Genomic DNA, 17,929 nt, shown 5'->3' on the forward strand with positions numbered 1-17,929 from the left:
GCGCACGCCATCGGCACGACACGGGCGGCCCCACCGCGAATCCGGCGGTCCGCGCGAGTCGCCGCGCTGGACGAGTCGTCACTACACGACCGACCTGTCCGGCCTCGACGCTGCCGTGGGCGAGGCCGAGGGCCGCGTCCTGTACGGCGGCGCCGACCCGCGCGGCGAGGATGCCGCGGCGGGTTCCTGGCCCCCCCAGGGGAGCTAGGCGAAGCGTGTTCGCCCCGATGGACTCGTGTTGAGACGGCGATTTGAGATGGGGAGTGGCAGAGGGCGCCCTCCGCTCCGGGAGTGGCGCCCCATCCTTCGGTCGCGGCGCCCCAGGCTCGGCCGCGTGTCCCGACTCGTCTGCACGCTGGAGACGCCGGGACGACCTCGTCGTGGATCTCGCCCTCTCCATGTCACCCATCCGAGCCGCCGCCATTCGGGCGACAGCCTGCGTTCTTTTCCTGTCTGCCGGAGCCGTGCGTGTCCCCCCGGCCCTGGCCCAGGATGGGGCGGGTGGCGCGTCGTGGACGCTCCTGGCCCCGGCCCTCGAGCCCCGCGTCGAGGCCCCCGGCGTGGTCGTCGAAGGCAAGCTCTACGTCTTCGCCGGGTTCACCGACGCCGCCCTCCAGATCACGGGGACCGTCGAGGCCTACGACCCCGCGACGGACACCTGGGCCCCTCGGGCCCCCATGCCCCAGCCCGTGACCCACGTCGGGGCAGCGGCGGTCGGCGGCGACGTCTGGTTCGTGGGCGGGTTCGAGGGCGACAACCCCGGCAGCGCCGTCCGCGCCGTCCAGGTCTACGACACCGCGACGGACAGGTGGCGTACGGGCCCCGCCCTGCCGGTCGCCCGCGCGTCGGGGACGCTGGCCGCCGTCGGCCGGACCCTCCACCACATCGGGGGCCTCCTCCCCGACCGGCAGACCGACGTGGGCGACCACTACGTCCTCGACCTCGACCGACCGGAGGCCGGGTGGACGAGTGCGGCGCCGCTCCCGATCCCGCGGAACCACCTCAGCAGCGCCGTCATCGGCGGCCAGATCTACGCCATCGGGGGGCAGCAGGGCCACGACGAGAGCCGCCGGTTCCGGTCCGAGCTCCACGTCTACGACCCGGCGACCGACACGTGGGCGCGCCGAGCCGACCTCCCCGTCCGGCGCTCGCACTTCGAGCCGGGGACGACGGTCTGGGACGGTCGGATCCTCATCGTGGGCGGCGTGGGCCGAGGGGCCGAGAACAACCAGGCGATGGACCAGATCACGGCGTACGACCCGCAGAGCGACACGTGGACGGAGCTCGACCCGCTCCCGGTTCGGCTCCTCGGACCCGTCGCCCAGGTGATCGGCGGCCAGCTGGTCGTCACGCATGGGGGGCTCGGGCGGACGGAGAACCCCCAGGACGTGGCCCGGTCGCGTCCCCTGATGTCCGTGCGGACCGATTCGCTCATCGGCGAGGCTGGGTGGGCAACGGTTGAGCAAGACGGCTCGTCCGAGTGGCACCTCGTCTCTTTCGCGCGCCCCTACGCCGACCCGGTCGTCGTGATGGGCCCCGCCTCGTCCAATGGCGCCGAGCCGATTACCGTCCGGGTCCGGAACGTGACGGCGGCCGGGTTCGAGTTCCAACTCGACGAGTGGGACTACCTCGACGGCCAACACGGGACTGAGACCGTCTCGTGGCTCGCCGTCGAGCGGGGCGTGCACCGGGTCGGGGAAGGCCGGCTGCTCGAAGCGGGGCTCGTGACGGCCAGCGGGGCCCCAGAGAGCTTCGGCTTCGGTGCCGACTTCGCCTCGGCGCCTGTCCTCTTCAGCCAGGTCTCGACGGCGGCCGGCGCGGGGGCCGTCGTGACGCGCCAGCGCGACGTCTCGGCCGGGTCGTTCCAGCTCCGGCTCCAGGGAGAGGAGTCGACGGATCACCAGGGCGTGGAGACGGTGGCGTACGTGGCGGTCGAGGCCGGGGCCGTCGCGGGCGTGCTCGAGGCGGGACGCACCCCTGCCCCCATCGATCACTCGTACGCCGCGGTCAGCCTGGAGGACGGTTTCGCATCGGCCCCGGCGCTCTTGGCCTCGATGCAGACCCTGAATGAGAGCGACCCCGCGACGCTGCGCTACCGGGCCCTTACGGGGGCCGGGTTCGAGGTCCGCGTCGAGGAGGAGCAGTCGGCGGACCCGGAGACGGACCACACGGGCGAGGTCGTCGGCTTCCTCGCCCTCGCCCCCGGCGGCCTCCGCGGCACGACGCTGGCCGGCGGGGGCACGACGAATCCCACGGCCACCTCGCCCGCTCCCTCGGGCGCGGGAGTGCCCCGACTGGAGGCGGCCTCGCCAAACCCGTTCCGTTCGGCCACGGCCATTCGCTACGCGTTGCCGGTGGCCGCCGACGTCCGCCTCGAGGTCTTCGACGCGCTGGGGCAGCGCGTGGCGCTGCTGGTCAGCGAGCGCATAGAGGCTGGCCGCCACGAGGCCCGCTTCGATGGGGCCGGCTTCGCCAGCGGCGTCTACTTCTTCCGGTTCCAAGCGGGCCCGTTCTCGGAGACCCGGCGAGTGGCGCTGCTCCGGTAGCGCTCCGTTTGGCGGGGGGAGGCCGGACTCAGCCCGACGAGCGACCGAGGTGGCCTCCCTGAGGCGAGCAGACGGTCGGTCGCCGAGCCACCGTGGCGAGCCGTTACCGGTCTGTAACCCTTCAGTGAGGACCGCGTGAGCGTGGCGTGGCGCCCGCATAAAGAAGGGAACGATCATCCCGCCTCCATCGAAGGGGCGTCCCCAGAGGCATAGGTTCGCCGGCGATCCCTGGCCGGACCCCTCGGCCGTCCCCCCCACACGCACCACCCTCTATGACCAGCGTCACGATCCGCCGCCTCGCGATGGCCCTGCTGGCCCTCGTTGCGGCCCCTGCCTTCTCGCAGGGCGTCACGACGGCCGCCATGAACGGGACCGTCACGGACGAGGCTGGCCTCGGCCTCCCCGGCGCGACCGTCCTCGCCGTTCACGAGCCGTCCGGCACGCAGTACGGCATCTCCACGCGCGCCGACGGTCAGTTCGACCTCCGCAACCTCCGCGTCGGTGGCCCCTACACCGTCACCGTCTCGTTCGTCGGCTACACCACCGTCCAGCAGACGGGCATCACGCTCGAGCTGAGCGAGAACGAGCAGGTCGACGTCCAGCTCACGCCGGCCGACGCGACGATCGGCGAGGCCGTCGTCACGGCGGAGGGCAACGCGATCATCTCGTCGTCGAACATCGGCACGGGCACGAACGTCTCCGAGGAGGAGATCGAGCGGCTCCCGACGATCACCCGGAGCCTCACGGACTTCACGCGCCTGACCCCGCAGTTCTCGCAGGTCGGCAGCGGCAGCGAGGCCGGCACGTCCGTCGGCGGCACGTCGAGCCGGTACAACAACATCCAGGTCGACGGGGCCGCGCTCAACGACGCGTTCGGGCTGGAGAGCTCGGGCACCCCGGGCGGCTCGTCCGGCACGCAGCCGATCTCGCTCGACGCCGTCTCCGAGTTCCGGGTGGCCATCGCGCCGTACGACGTGAGCCAGGGCGGCTTCACGGGCGGCAACATCAACGTCATCACGCGCTCGGGCACGAACACGTTCACGGGCTCGGTCTACGGCCTCGGCCGGAACCAGGACCTCGTCGGGACGGGCGTCGACGGCGACGCGTTCAACGACTTCACCGACGTGACCTACGGCGGGCGGCTCGGCGGGCCGATTCTCCGCGACAAGCTGTTCTTCTTCGGCAGCGTCGAGATCGGTGACACGAACGAGCCCATCGTCGCCAACTTCAACGACGCTGCCGCCGCTCAGGAGATCCAGACCATCCTCGAGACGCAGTACGGCCGCGAGACCGGCACGATCGGGACGTTCGACGCCGGGACCCAGTCGGCGAAGGTGTTCGGGCGGCTCGATTACAACATCAACCCGTCGAACAACCTGACGGCCCGGTTCAACTACGTCCAGGGTAAGAAGGACGATGGGATCTCCCGGAGCTCGAACTTCTACACGCTCGAGGACCGCCTCTACACGCGCCAGAACACGAACACCTCCTCGGTGGTCGAGCTCCGGAGCATCCTCGGCCAGAACGCGGCCAACCTCCTCCGGGCGAGCCTCCAGACGAACCGCCAGCCGTCGGTCCTCGAGTTCCCGGCCTTCCCGTCGATCGAGATCCGCGGCCTCGGCAGCGACGGCCGCGCGACGGTCGTCGCCGGCCCCGACCAGTTCCGCGGCGCCAACCGGATCGACGCCGACGTGTTCGAGCTCGTCAACGACTTCAACTACTTCGTGGGCGACCACGTCGTGACCGTCGGGACCCAGAACACGTTCTCGAGCTTCGAGAACCTGTTCATCCGCAACTTCTACGGGTACTACCGCTTCTCCAACCTCGAGGACTTCCGCAACGGGCGGGCCTCGCTCTACGAGCGGAACTACTCGGCGATCGCCGGTGAGGACCGCCCCCTCGCGGACTTCTCGTACGCCAACTTCAGCCTCTACGCCCAGGACGAGTGGACGGGCATCGAGAACCTGAAGCTGACGGGCGGCCTCCGCGTCGACATGGCCCACTTCTTCGACCAGCCGTCGCCGGCCTACGACGCCAGCAGCGGGGCGTCGTTCGAGAGTCTCTTCGGGTTCGACAACACGGAGGTGCCCAACGGCAACCCGGTCTTCCAGCCGCGCTTCGGGTTCAACTACTCGGTCCCGGGCGAGCGCTCGACGCAGATTCGCGGCGGCACGGGCCTCTTCAACGGCTCGAACCCGGCCGTCTGGATCTCGAACTCGTTCTCGAACGACGGCACCCTCCTCGGTGGCGTCTCCGTCCGGAACGCGGACCAGATCGCGGCGGCCGGCGGGTTCCGGACGGACCCGGCCAACCAGTACACCGCCGCCGACTTCGGCTTCGCCGAGGGCTCGGCCGAGATCAACTTCACCGACCCCGACTTCAAGTCGCCGACGGTGTGGCGCTCGAACATCGCCGTGGACCAGGAGCTGCCGGGCGGCCTCGTCGCAACGGGCGAGTTCCTCTACACCGACGTCGTCAACGGCGTCCAGTGGCAGAGCCTCAACCGGCAGCCGTTCGTCCTCGACCCCAACACGGTCGACGGCCGGACCGGCGTCACGCGGGCCCGGGTGTCGGGCGACTACCAGGACGTGATCGTGCTGACGAACACGGACCAGGGCTACGCCTACAACCTGACGGGCCAGCTCCAGAAGCCGATCGGCACGGGCGCGGCGCCCCAGTTCGGCGGCAGCCTGAGCTACACGTTCGGCCAGGTCAAGGACATCAACTCGGTGACCTCCAGCCAGGCCCGCTCCAACGTCCGCGACCTCACGGTCGGGCTCGACGTGAACGACCCGCCGCTGACGACCTCGAACTTCGAGGTGGCCCACCGCGTGCTCGCGACGGCGTCCTACGGCGTCGAGTACGGCGGTCGGTTCGCGACTACGTTCTCGCTGATCTACGACGGGCAGGCCGGCCGGCCGTACTCGTTCGTGTACTCGAGCGGCGACGACGTCAACGGCGACGGCTTCGACCGGGCCGACCTCGTCTACGTCCCGGCGAGCCGGGATGAGGTGGTGATCGACGACGCCGAGTGGACGGCCCTCGACGCCTTCATCGAGGGCAACGAGGCGCTGCGCGAGCAGCGCGGCCAGATCTTCGAGCGGAACTCGACGCGGGCCCCGTGGCTCCACTTCCTCGATGCCCGCGTCGCCCAGAGCATCCAGACGCTGACGGGCCAGGACGTCGAGATCACGCTCGACATCCAGAACGTGCTCGACCTGCTCGGGACGGACCTCGGCCAGGTGGAGACAGTCGGCGACCGGTTCGAACTCCTCGAGTTCGGTGGCTACGACGCCCAGGGCCGGCAGATCATCTCGTTCGAGACGCCGACGACGATCGCCGAGGTCAGCGACTTCGCGTCGCGCTGGCGGATGCAGCTCGGCCTCCGCTACAACTTCTAGCGGCCCCGCCCGCCTCGGCGTCCCGTTCGAGGGGCCGACCGAGGCGGACCGACCCGTGCGGCCCCGCTCTCTTCGGAGGGCGGGGCCGCCGTCGTTTGGGGCCGAGCGGGGGGGGCACGAGAAACGGCCCCACCCCTCCGCGTTACGGGACCGTCACTTCACCGGGCCTCCCTCGTGCCGGCCGGCGCCCTCGATACATTTATTGACCACACATGGCCGGGTGCCCGGCCGCGCCTCCCACAGGTTCTCTGTCCCATGACCTTCCGACGGGCCGCTCGCGCGACGACGTTCCTGGCCGCCGCCCTCACCGCCCTGATGGCGGCCCCCGAGGCCGGCGCCCAGCCTTTCGAGCGGATCGCCACGGACGTGGGCGACACGGGCCTCTCGGTCACGAACGTCGGCACGCTCGGGCGGCCGGGCGTCTCGGGTGACCCAGCCGGTCTCCCGTCGTTTGAGTACCCGCTCGACTCGGGCATCGAGCACCTCTTCGAGGCCGGCCTCTGGGTCGGCGGGCGCCGCGCCGACGGTGTCGTGACCGTCCGGACGGGCGCCGTCACGACCTCGGGCGGCTACACGCCGGGCGGCTCGGGCTTCGAGTTCGCGCAGGAGGACGTGTTCACGCGGCGGTCGTCGCTCGCCACGAGCCCGTTCTTCTCGCCCAACGCCGTCAGCCAGCAGGACTACCTCACGAGCTACGTCGACACGGCCGCCGTCCTGCCCGGCACGAACACGCCGCTGCCGGACGTCCAGAACCGGCTCGGGCTCGACGTCGAGCAGCGCTCCTACGCCTGGAGCTTCCCGTTCACGGAGTACTTCGTGATCGTCGAGTACGAGATCACGAACGTCTCCGACCAGCCGATCAGCGACGTCTGGGTCGGGCTCTGGGACGACCTCGTCGTCCGCAACGTGGTCACGACGACGGAGTCGGGCGGGGCCTTCTTCAACAAGGGGGCGCGCGGCGTCCTCGGTTACCCGACCTACCAGGCCGGCTCCGGCGAGCTCGTCGAGCCCGCGCCCGACAGCCAGTACGTCAGCTACGCGTTCAACGCGGGCGGGCAGGAGGAGAGCCTCAACACGTACGGCTCGATCGCCTTCCTGGGGGCCGAGTGGGAGGACGCCGGTGGCGCCGGCCGCAGCGCCGAGACCCGCTTTTTCCACCCGTTCGTGGCCGAGCGCTACGAGGCGCTCGGCCTCCCGGCGCCCGTCTTCAACCCGCGCTTCTGGCTCTTCGGCGACGCCGACCCCAACCTCGGGCGCCCGACCGACGACCTCGAGCGGTACCGCCGGATGCAGACGCCCTTCCCGGACCCGACGGCGTTCGAGACGCAGGACGCCTACGAGGCCGCGCAGGCCGCCTTCCTCGGCGCCGGAAACGGCGAGGGCCGGCTCCAGACCGACGGCACGCTCGCGCAGGGCAACTGGATCGGGCTCACCTCCGTCGGCCCGTTCGCCGAGCTGGCGCCGGGGCGGAGCGTGACGGTCACGTTCGCGCTCGTGGCCGCGCTCAAGCCCGACGCGTTCCAGACGGTCCCGGCCGGCCGCCAGGCCGACACCGACGACTCCCGCGCGCTCCTCCGCAACAACGTGTTCTGGGCCCAGGAGACCTACGCCGGCGAGGACGCCGACTACGACGGCGAGCTCGACGCCGACGAGGACCTCAACGGGAACGGCCGCCTCGACCGCTACCTCATCCCGAGCCCGCCGACGTCGCCGGCCCTCCGCGTCGAGCTCGAGCAGGGCACGGCGGTCCTCTATTGGAGCGCCGCCGCCGAGGGCTCGCGCGACCCCGTGACGGGGGTCCAGGACTTCGAGGGCTACCGGATCTACCGCTCCGACCCTGGCGACGACGCCGACGGGAACATCCTCGGCGACGCCGGCCTCATCGCGCAGTACGACCGCGAGGGGAACGACGTCGGGTTCAACAACGGGTTCGAGGACGTCCGCCTCGCCACGCCCGCGACGTTCCCCGGCGACCCGGCGACCTACGAGTACCGGTTCGAGGCCGACGGCCTCCTCGACGGCTGGCAGTACGCCTTCGCGGTCACGGCCTTCGACGCGGGCGACCCGCAGAGCGGGCTCCGCTCGCTCGAGTCGTCGGTGGCCTCGAACGCCGTCCGCGTGTTCCCCGGCGCCGCGCCGGCCGAGGCGGGCGAGGAGCGCCAGATCGGCGTGTTCCCGAACCCGTACCGCGTCCAGGCCGCCTGGGACGGGCCGCTCTCGACCCAGCGCAAGCTCTACTTCACCGGCCTCCCGGCGCGCTGCGAGATCCGCGTCTACACGCTCGCGGGAGAGGTCGTCGCCGAGTTCGACCACGACGCCGAGACCTATGTGGGCGACACCCGCTGGTTCCAGGACTTCTCGGCCGAGGGCCGCGAGGTCGCCGGCGGCATCCACGCCTGGGACATCCTCTCGGACAACTCGCTCCGGCTCTCGTCCGGGCTCTACCTGTTCTCCGTCCGCGACCTCGACACGGGCGAGGTCGACACGGGCAAGTTCGTGATCCTCCGCTAGCGAACGGCCCGCCCCTCTCCCGTGACCGTTTCTCCCGACCGCTTCCTCTCACCACTCCCCACCCCCATGCGCAGTACCGCTACGCTTCTCACCCTCGGCGCCGTCCTGGCGTTCGCCGCACCCGCGGCGGCCCAGTGCACCGGCACGGAGGGCACCGACTTCCAGCGCGTCACGATCGACGAGATCACGGCCGTGCCGCAGGAGAACATCGACGCCCTCAACGCCGCCGGCGAGAGCCTCGACATCGCCACCGCCCAGGAGCTCCTCGAGAATGACCTCGTCGGCGAGACCGTCGAGGTCACGGCCGTCGTCATGACGAACCCGCTCCTCTCCGGCGTCCGGAGCCTCAACTCGGAGGGCATCCCGAACTCGGTCCAGATCTTCGTCCGCGACGTGGCTGCGGCGGAGGAGGGCCCCGAGGGCATGGGCCTCCTCGTCAACGACGAGCAGACCGGCGGCACCATCCGCCAGTTCTTCGTGGGCGACGAGGTCGTCCTCTGCGGTGAGGTCGCGCCGTTCACCAACAGCGGCGGCTACGCGCTCCAGATCGACCTCGAGTCGGCGACCGCGACCGGGAACGCCTACGCCGCGGACGACCCGCTCCTCCAGCCGATCACGATCACCCCGGCCGACATCCACGACACGTACGGCACCGGGACCGACGCCCAGTCGCAGCTCGACTGGTCCGTCTTCTCGGACTACGTGAACCAGTACGTCCGGTTCGAGGGCCTCGAGATCATCGGCGCCCAGGGCCTCGGCAGCGACCGCATCGACCTCCTCTACTCGGCCCCGGGTGAGGACGCGGCGATCAACCAGTACGACATCTCGGTCTGCTTCCGGAACGACCGTGGCGAGGACTACTTCCCGGGCGGCGACGCGCCGAGCTGCATCGACACCCCGTTCAATCCGCCGACGGCCGGCGTCGTCAACCTCCAGGGCTTCCTCGTCTTCCAGGGCGACGACCCCTTCGACTTCTCGGTCCCGGACGAGGCCGTCTTCAACATCGTCCCGTTCGAGGACGAGGACTTCGAGATCGCCGTCGCCCCGCCGATCGTGACGCTCGAGGACACGGGCCTCGCCACGACGGACGGCGCCACGGTCCGCGCGACCGTCGTGCCGGCCACGGCGGAGACCACGGTCGCCTCGGTCACCGCGTCGTACACGACGTCGAGCGGCGGCTCGGGCGAGATCACGCTCGAGAACGTCGAGGGCGACGTGTATGAGGGGACGATCACGGGCCTCGCGGCCGGCGACTTCGTGACCTACTCGGTCACGGCGTCGGACAGCGACGGCGCGACCACGCCCGCCGGCGAGCCCGTCACGCGCCTCGTGGTCGACGGCCCGATCTCGTCGATCTTCCAGGTCCAGGCCACGCCCGACGGCGGCCCCGGCGGCAGCGGCGTCATCACCTCTGAGCCGGTCGCGTTCGACCTCGACGCGGTGGTCCAGAGCGTCCTCGACGACGGCGGCGCCTACCTCACGATTCAGGACGACGCCTCGCTCAGCCCGTTCTCGGGCGTCTTCGTCGAGCTCGACGCGGACAGCGACCTGGCCGTTGGCGACCAGATCACGATCACCGAGGCCCGCGTGGTGGAGGACTTCAACGTCACGACGCTCGTGGACGTGACCTACGAGCGGACCGGCTCGGGCAACCCGTACGACTACAAGGAGGTCACGACGGCCCTCTTCAACGGCCCCGACGGCGACGCGACGGCCGAGCAGCACGAGGGCATGCTCCTCGCGTTCTCGGACGTCACGATCGTGGCGACCAACGCCGACGACCCGGCCGGCCCGTTCGGCGAGTTCCTCATCTCGTCCGACGGCACGACCGACAACGCGCTCCGCGTCGACGACCTCTCGTCGGAGATCTCGTACGAGGGCGGGGACCCGGGCACGATCTACATGACTGGAAACCGGCTCACCTACATCCGCGGCCCGCTGTACTACTCGTTCGGCAACTACAAGCTGACGCCGGACACGGGCGACGACATCGGCGAGCTCATCGTCGCGCGTGAGGGCGACCTCGAGACGTCGAGCGTCCGGATCGCGGGCACGTACCCGAACCCGGCCGCCGGCCAGGCCCGTGTGGCCTTCGAGCTGACGACGGCCGCCGACGTGTCGCTCCGCGTGTTCGACACGATGGGCCGCGAGGTCGCCGTCGTAACCGAGGGCGCCCGCGCCGCCGGCGCGCACACCGTGACCGCCGACCTCGGCGGGCTCGCCTCGGGCGTCTACGTCCTCCGCCTCGACGCGTCGGGCGAGGTCGCCACGGCCCGCATCGCCGTCGTCCGCTAACCCGGTCTGGCCCGCCTCGGTCTCCCCAGGGAGGCACCGAGGCGGGCACCCCGGCCGGTCGGCCCTTAACCGGGCCGACCGGTCTTTCTCCCGCCTTCCGACACCGGCGCTCGTGACCCGCCACGTTTCCGTCCTCTTCCTGCTCGCCCTCGGGCTCGCCGCGTGCGACGCCGGCTTCGACGGCTCGGCGTCCGACAACCGGGCGCCCGAGACCGAGCTGGCCGTCCGCTCGAACGACCTCCGCGAGGACCTCGACGACCGCCGCCTCATCTCGACCGTCGACGTCGCGTGGTCGGGGACCGACCCCGACGGCGTCGTGACCGGCTTCGACGTCCGCTCATATCAGGTCGACGCCTCGCCCGCGCCGGAGGACGGGTGGGCCCGAACGGCCCGCCGCGACTCGACGATCCGCCTCGTGATCCCGCTCGGTGCCAGCACCGCCGACGTCGTCGTCGAGGTCCGGGCGGTCGACGACCAGGGCGCCGTCGACGAGAGCCCGGCGCGGACGGTCTTCCCGATCCGCAACTCGAACCCGACGTTCCGGATCGTCTCGGCCGAGGCCCCGCCCGACACGACGTGGCCCGTCGTCTCGTTCTCGTTCGCCGCCGCCGACATCGACGGGGAGGAGAACATCGCGGGCGTCGAGGTCGCGCTGAACGACACGACCGGCGGGTTCGTCCGCCTCGACCCCGACGTGACGTTCGTCTCGCTCGTCGCCGACGACCCGGCGGCGTCGACGACGACCGCGACGCTCTACACCGGCCGCGGCTTCCGCAACGCGGACGCCTCGCTGCCCGGCTTCCGGCTCGACGACGACAACGTGGTGTACTTCCGTGCGGTCGACCAGGCCGGCGCCACGAGCCCGACGCTCCGCTACCCCGCGCTCGACGAGGACGGCGTTCCCGTCACCGACCTGTTCGTCCGCCGCGTGACGAGCTCGGTCCTCCTCGTGAACGACGTCCGCGTCGGCGACGACCAGCAGGTGCTCGACGTGGCCCGCGCCGCGCTCGCGGCGAACGGGACCGGGAGCTTCGATCTCTGGGACCTCTCCGAGACGCCCCAGTCGACGGCCAGCCCGCAGTTCTCGGACGCGCTCCCCCCGGCCGCCGACCCGACGCTCCGCCAGACGCTCGCGCTCTGGGACCGGATCTACTGGGTCTCGAACACGGTCACGAACACGGCCAACGGCAACAACCTCCCGCGCGCGGCGAGCGTGATGGACCTGTTCTTCGACCGGGGCGGGCGGATCCTCGTCCAGGTCCCGGTGTCGCTCCCGCAGGGGACCGACGTGGGGGGGACGGCCAACGCGGCCATCGACATCCTGCCGCTCGGCGACCTTATCACGTTCCCCGAGGGCGTCCGCGCGCTGCGGGCCAACGGGGGGACGCCGGTCCGTCCGCAGGCCGAGGTCCCCGGAACGGGACGGACGCTCCCGCCGCTCCAGGCCACGCGCCTCATCACGAGCGCGCTCCCATACGCCGTCGGCCCCGACGACGTCCCGCTGTACCGGATGTCGTTCTACGAGAACAACGTGCCGTCGGACACCTGGGAGGGCGCCGAGGTGCTCGCCTCGATCCGCGCCGACCGCCGCTCGGCCCTCTTCGCGCTCCCGCTCTTCGCCGGCCCGAACCCGCTCTTCGAGCCCGCCGACGGCGGCTCCGAGGGCGTCGTCGACGCGCTCGCGCTGATGCTCGACGGCCTCGACTTCCCGGCCACCTCCGGCCGCTTCGCCCGCCGCTAGTGACGACCGCTCCGACTCCCACGCTCCGGATGCCCTCGCTCCCGCCTCGCCCGGCCCCCTCCGCCTCGGCCCCGAGGCGGGCGCTGTGGCTCGTCCTCGTCGCCCTCGTGGCGCTCGGCGCCCGCCCCGCATCCGCGCAGGGCTCGATCGCCGGCACCGTCGTCGACCCCGCCACCGACTTCCCGGTCATCGGCGCGAGCGTGCTCGTGATCGGCACGACGCGCGGCGCGGCGAGCGACGTGAACGGCGAGTTCACGATCGAGGGCCTCAGCGGCGGCGACTACACGGTCCGCGTGAGCTACGTCGGCTACCAGACGAAGGAGTTCACCGGCATCGCCGTGGCGAACGGCGAGACGACGCGGCTCGACATCGAGCTCGAGGAGGCCGTTCTCGGCGCCGAGAACGAGGTGATCGTCGTCGGCGACGCCCCGCTCATCGACGTCGAGCGGGCCGAGAGCGCCTACACGATCTCGCAGGACCAGATCGAGTCGCGGCCGGTCCGCGACGTGCAGGACGTGATCTCGAACCAGGCTGGCGTCACGCAGGACCCGACGGGCCTCTACATCCGCGGCGGCCGCGCGACGGAGACCGGCTACGTCGTCGACGGCGTAAGCGCGAAGGACCCGCTCGCCGGGACCGGCTTCGGGCTCGACCTCGGCTCGAACGCGCTCGGCGAGGTCGAGGTCGTCACGACCGGCGCCGACGCGTCCGTCGGCGACGCGACCTCGGGCGTGGTCCAGATCCGGACGCGCGAGGGGACCGACACGTTCGAGGCCCGGGCTGCCGTCCAGCGCGACAACTTCGGGTTCAACGAGGACTGGGAGAGCTCCTTCAACGAGGACAACGTCGAGCTCTCGCTCGCCGGCCCCATCGTCCCGGGCAAGGTCCGGTTCTTTACGTCGGGGCAGGGCACGTTCTCGGACGGCTTCGAGCGCTACCTCTCGACGCCCGACTCGACGTTCTACTCGGTCCCCGACCAGGTGTCGAGCTCGATCGCGTCCGACTTCTGGGCGCCGCGCCGGGGCAACCGCTGGAACGGGCTCGGCAAGCTGGTCTACCTCCCGCGGGCCGGGATGAAGCTCGTCGGCAGCTACCAGCGGTCGCTGGCGGTGAACCAGAACACGCGGATGCTCCAGGTCACGGGCAACGACGCCGTCGTCGCGCCGGGCTTCCAGTACGCCTTCGCGCTCCAGCCCGACCTCGCCAACACCTACACGCAGGACGCGAACCTCGCCTACCTCCTGTGGACGCACGCCGTCGGCCAGCGGTCGATCTACGAGGTCCAGGTCTCGCGCCTCTTCACGCGCCTCCGCGCCGACGCCAACGGCCGCGACTGGCGGCCCGAGAACGTCGACTCCGAGCTGGACCCGTTCTCGATCCCGGGCTTCCCGGGCGACATCTTCGGCAACCCGACGAGCGTCCCGGCCGACACGGCGCTCTTCGTGCTCCCGGGGCCGGGCTTCGTCAACAACGGCGGCGTCGCGACCGACTGGCACGACCACTTCGCCGAGCAGCTCACGGCCCGCGCCGAGTTCACCCGGTTCACCGCCAACGAGTCGTACGAGCTCACGGCCGGCGCGGAGTTCACGCTCAACGACTACCAGTGGATCGACATCGCCCGGCCGTGGGTCGGCGCGCCGATCCAGCTGCCCGACGGGACGTTCACGCAGTCGAACCGGCTCGGGCAGTCGTCCGACATCTGGCGCGTCAAGCCGCGGCGGAGCGCCTTTTACACGACGCACCGGTTCCGCTACAACGGGCTGATCGCCTCCCTCGGTGGCCGGTTCGAGGCGTGGGCCGCCGGCCAGTACGTCGACGACCTCGTGGCCGACTCGGCGTTCACGATCCCGACGGCGATCCGCGAGGGCTACGAGTCCGACACGACGCCGCTCCTCGGGCTCCGCTGGAAGGCCCGGCTCCTGCCGAAGCTCAACGTGAGCTTCCCGATCCGCGACAACCAGGTCCTGTTCTTCTCCTACGGGCACTCGATGCGGCTCCCGCACCCGACGTACCTGTACACGAACCTCGACCCGTTCTACCAGGACCGCTCGTTCTTCTCGGACCTCGGCAACCCGAACCTCGACCCCGAGATCGACATCGCCTACGAGCTCGGCGTCCGGAACCAGATCACGGCCAACGACGCGCTCAACGTCACGGCGTTCTGGCGCGACAAGTTCGACTTCATCACGGTCGCCTCCGTCACGATCGCCGACCCGACGGGCCGGGAGACGAACCGCGCGCTCCGCGTCAACGGCGACTTCGCCCGCGTCCGCGGCATCGAGGTGAGCTACACCAAGCGGGTCGGTGCGTGGTTCTTGGGCCAGTTCTCGGGGAGCTACTCCCGCGCGACCGGCCTCTCGTCGACCAACAACGACGCGCTCCAGGACCTCATCACGGACGGCAACGCGGACAACACGTTCGAGACGCCGCTCGCCTGGGACCGCCCGCTCGACCTCAAGGCGTCGGTCACGCTCTCGCACGACGAGGCCGAGCCGTGGCTCGGGATCCCCGGCCTCAACCGCGTCAAGCTGTTCGTCCAGAGCACGTTCCGGAGCGGCCAGCGGTACACGCCGGTCGAGTTCGTGGGCAACGAGGTCAACCCGTTCACGGGCGAGCGCGACTGGCGGCCGGTCTACGAGACCGTCGACGACCCCGCGCTCCGCTTTTCCGAGACCGGCAAGCCGTGGTGGTGGTTCGACCTCCGCGCCGAGCGCCGGTTCGGCATCGGCGGGAGCGACCTCATCGCGACGCTCGAGATCGAGAACCTGTTCAACCAGAAGAACAGCGTGATCGTCAACCCGGTGACGGGCGAGGCCTACCCCGAGATCGAGCCCGGCACGGACCCGACGACGCTCCGCGGCAACCCGGAGTACGACGTGCCGACGTACCTCCGCGACCCGCGCTTCGAGGACCCCTCGACGAGCGGCCTCCCGCCGTTCAACCCGGCCCGCTTCCTGACCCCCCGACACGTCGTGCTCGGGGTGAGCTACAAGTTTTGATGCGTGATCGCCCGACTCTGCTCCCGCATCGCGCCGCCCGCCCCATGACCCACCTCCTCCGCCTCGGGCTCCTCGCCGGACTGGTCGCCCTGGCCGGGCTGTCGACCGCCGCCTCCGCCCAGATCCTCCCGGCCTACGGCGAGGACCGGGCGGGGACGGCCGGCTTCCAGTTCCTCGAGGTCCCCGTCGACCCGCGCGGCGCGGCGCTCGGCGGGACGGCCGTGGCCACGGCCTCCGACGCCTCGGCGCTGTTCTGGAACCCCGCCCTCGCCGCCCGAGGCGGGCGGACCCAGGCCATGGCGGCCACGCTCTCCTACTTCGCCGACATCTCGATGAACTACGCCGCCGTGACCCAGCAGGTCGGCGCGTTCACGATCGGCGGCCACGTCCAGACGCTCGACTCGGGCGACATGGCGGTCACGACCGAGTTCTCGGGCCCGCAGGGGACGGGCCAGTCGTTCCGCTACCTCGGCGTCGTCGGCGGGCTCTCGGTGAGCCAGGCGCTCACGGACCTGTTCTCGTACGGCGTGACGGCGAAGGTCGCCCGCGAGTCGGCGGCCGACGTGGCGATGACGGTCCCGCTCCTCGACCTCGGCGTCCACTACAACGTGGGCTCGACGGGCGCCTCGATCGGCGTAGCGATCCGGAACTTCGGCCTCAACGGCGAGGCCTCGGGCGAGATCGAGCGGCCGACGGTCGACGGCGGGACGGTGATCGAGGACGAGTTCGAGGACCTCGTGCCGCCGACGACGTTCATGCTCGGCATCGGCTACGACGTGATCCGCTCGGCCGAGCACGACCTCACGGTCGCCGGCCAGCTCACGAACCCCAACGACAACGCCGAGCAGTTCAACGTCGGCGCGGAGTACGTCTGGAACGACCTCCTCTCGCTGAGGGGCGGCTACCGCTTCGGCGTCGAGGAGGCCACGACGCCGACGCTCGGGTTCGGCATCGACGTGCCCGGCCTCGGCGAGCGCTCGATCCGGGCCGACTACGCCTTCGAGCAGTTCGAACGTCTCGGCCCGACCCACCGGATCGGCGTCTCCCTCCAGTTTTAGGACCCGGCGCACCGCCCAGGAATGACCCAGGACATGACCATGCCCTCCCCCCGGACGATCACCGCCTCGTGGCTCGTCGTGCTCGCCGGGCTGGCCGTCGCCCTCGCCGGGTGCGACGCCGTGCTCGGCTCGAAGAGCGACCCGACGACCGAGGAGATCTTCGATCAGGGCCAGACCGACCCGACGCTCGTCGACGATGTCGGCTACGTGCCGCTGAACCCGTTCTACACGCAGGGCTTCGGCGGCGCGTTCGTCCGCCCGGTCGACGTCTACGTCGGCTACGACGAGTTCGTCTATGTCGCCGATGACCGCGGCGTCCACGTGCTCGACCTCGCGGGCCGGCCGCAGTTCCTCCTCTCCGAGGTCGCCGGCCAGCCGCTCCGCGACATCACGGCCATCGTGCAGGACCGCCGGCTCGACCTCTACGTCGCCGCCCGCCGCGACACGACCGTCGCCGGCGCTGACTGCCCCTCCGGCGGGAACCCCGAGGCCTGCGACCTCGCCGTCGTCTACCGCATCTCGGGCCTCACGACCGGGACGCCGCGCGTGGCCGACATCCTGTGGCACCCGTTCGACGACGGGAGCCGCCGGTTCACGCGCTTCGAGACGCCCGACACGTACGCGGGCGGGACGAGCGACGAGGACGCCGAGTTCACCGGGGTCGCCGTCCTGGCCGACAACCGGCTCTACGTCACGCGGCGCGGCCCTGTCAACTCGACGGCGACGGGCCGGCCGAGCCAGGCCTTCAGCCCGTTCAACGCGTTCCTCCAGTACACCGCCGAGGGCGAGTTCGTCCAGTACATCCGCGCGCTCACGCCCGACCGGCCGTCCCTGCTCAGCGCCTACTACCCGTCCGACGTCCTGACCTTCGTCGGCCCCCCGCAGCGGGGTTCGGTCGCGCTCAACGAGGACTTTATGATCGCCCTCGCGCCGCCGGCGACGCAGCCCGACCCGACCTACGGCGTCGTCTCGGTCCAGGTCGTCGAGACGTCCGACGGGACCGAGTACCGGGTCGACTCCGGCCGCCTCGGCGCCGCGGGCAACCCGGACGCCGGCGACGGCGCGCTCTTCGAGGCCGGCCAGTTCGTGCGGCCGACGAGCCTCGCCTACGCGGCCGACCAGACGGGCTACCTCTTCGTGCTCGACGCCGGGAAAGACAGCCTGTTCGTGTTCAACCAGAACGGAATCGAGGGTGTGGCCCCGCCGCCGGGCGCGGGCTCGACGCGCCCCGTCCGCGCTTCGTTCGGAGGCTCCGGCGCGGGCCCGCTCCAGTTCGCCGACCCGCAGGGCGTCGCGTACTACCAGGAGGTCGTCTACGTGGCCGACACGGGCAACAACCGGATCAGCCGCTTCCGCCTGAACACGGACTTCGAGTAGA

Annotated in this window: 8 protein-coding genes; all 8 read left to right on the forward strand. The window is 71.2% G+C overall.

Annotated features, from left to right (window positions below; genetic code table 11):
* Positions 1-464 precede the first annotated feature (464 nt).
* The 8 genes from BSZ37_RS09540 to BSZ37_RS09575 all read left to right on the forward strand — a co-directional run bounded on the left by BSZ37_RS09540 (position 465) and on the right by BSZ37_RS09575 (position 17,928).
* Positions 465-2,546, forward strand: coding sequence for a Kelch repeat-containing protein (locus BSZ37_RS09540; protein WP_179299551.1), 2,082 nt, complete (start codon positions 465-467; stop codon positions 2,544-2,546).
* A 272-nt stretch (positions 2,547-2,818) separates the two neighbouring features.
* Positions 2,819-5,947: a TonB-dependent receptor gene (locus tag BSZ37_RS09545; RefSeq protein WP_095510332.1), complete on the forward strand. Its 3,129-nt coding sequence runs from the start codon at positions 2,819-2,821 to the stop codon at positions 5,945-5,947.
* 255 nt (positions 5,948-6,202) lie between these two features.
* The gene (locus tag BSZ37_RS09550) at positions 6,203-8,458 is read left to right on the forward strand and encodes a hypothetical protein (RefSeq protein WP_095510333.1); all 2,256 of its coding nucleotides are present in this window, start codon (positions 6,203-6,205) and stop codon (positions 8,456-8,458) included.
* 66 nt (positions 8,459-8,524) lie between these two features.
* Positions 8,525-10,753 carry a T9SS type A sorting domain-containing protein gene (locus BSZ37_RS09555; protein WP_095510334.1) on the forward strand — a complete coding sequence of 743 codons (2,229 nt, stop codon included), beginning with the start codon at positions 8,525-8,527 and terminating at the stop codon, positions 10,751-10,753.
* 112 nt (positions 10,754-10,865) lie between these two features.
* Positions 10,866-12,494, forward strand: coding sequence for a hypothetical protein (locus BSZ37_RS09560; protein ID WP_095510335.1), 1,629 nt, complete (start codon positions 10,866-10,868; stop codon positions 12,492-12,494).
* Between the two features lie 29 nt (positions 12,495-12,523).
* Entirely contained in the window at positions 12,524-15,493 is a 2,970-nt protein-coding gene (locus BSZ37_RS09565) for a TonB-dependent receptor (RefSeq protein WP_095512356.1), read from the forward strand.
* A 44-nt stretch (positions 15,494-15,537) separates the two neighbouring features.
* Positions 15,538-16,551 (forward strand): PorV/PorQ family protein, encoded by a 1,014-nt coding sequence (locus BSZ37_RS09570; RefSeq protein ID WP_095510336.1) that lies wholly within the window; start codon positions 15,538-15,540, stop codon positions 16,549-16,551.
* A 39-nt stretch (positions 16,552-16,590) separates the two neighbouring features.
* Complete coding sequence (locus BSZ37_RS09575; RefSeq protein WP_143537615.1) at positions 16,591-17,928, forward strand: NHL repeat-containing protein; 1,338 nt, start codon at positions 16,591-16,593, stop codon at positions 17,926-17,928.
* Position 17,929 lies beyond the last annotated feature (1 nt).

The sequence above is a fragment of the Rubrivirga marina genome (assembly GCF_002283365.1).
Classification (GTDB): Bacteria; Bacteroidota; Rhodothermia; order Rhodothermales; family Rubricoccaceae; genus Rubrivirga; species Rubrivirga marina.

What these genes read in the sequence shown, in the direction of transcription:
- BSZ37_RS09575 (WP_143537615.1), top strand. Translation starts at nt 16,591, where the DNA reads ATGCCCTCCCCCCGGACGATCACCGCCTCGTGGCTCGTCGTGCTCGCC.
- BSZ37_RS09550 (WP_095510333.1), top strand. Translation starts at nt 6,203, where the DNA reads ATGACCTTCCGACGGGCCGCTCGCGCGACGACGTTCCTGGCCGCCGCC.
- BSZ37_RS09545 (WP_095510332.1), top strand. Translation starts at nt 2,819, where the DNA reads ATGACCAGCGTCACGATCCGCCGCCTCGCGATGGCCCTGCTGGCCCTC.
- BSZ37_RS09565 (WP_095512356.1), top strand. Translation starts at nt 12,524, where the DNA reads ATGCCCTCGCTCCCGCCTCGCCCGGCCCCCTCCGCCTCGGCCCCGAGG.
- BSZ37_RS09555 (WP_095510334.1), top strand. Translation starts at nt 8,525, where the DNA reads ATGCGCAGTACCGCTACGCTTCTCACCCTCGGCGCCGTCCTGGCGTTC.
- BSZ37_RS09570 (WP_095510336.1), top strand. Translation starts at nt 15,538, where the DNA reads ATGACCCACCTCCTCCGCCTCGGGCTCCTCGCCGGACTGGTCGCCCTG.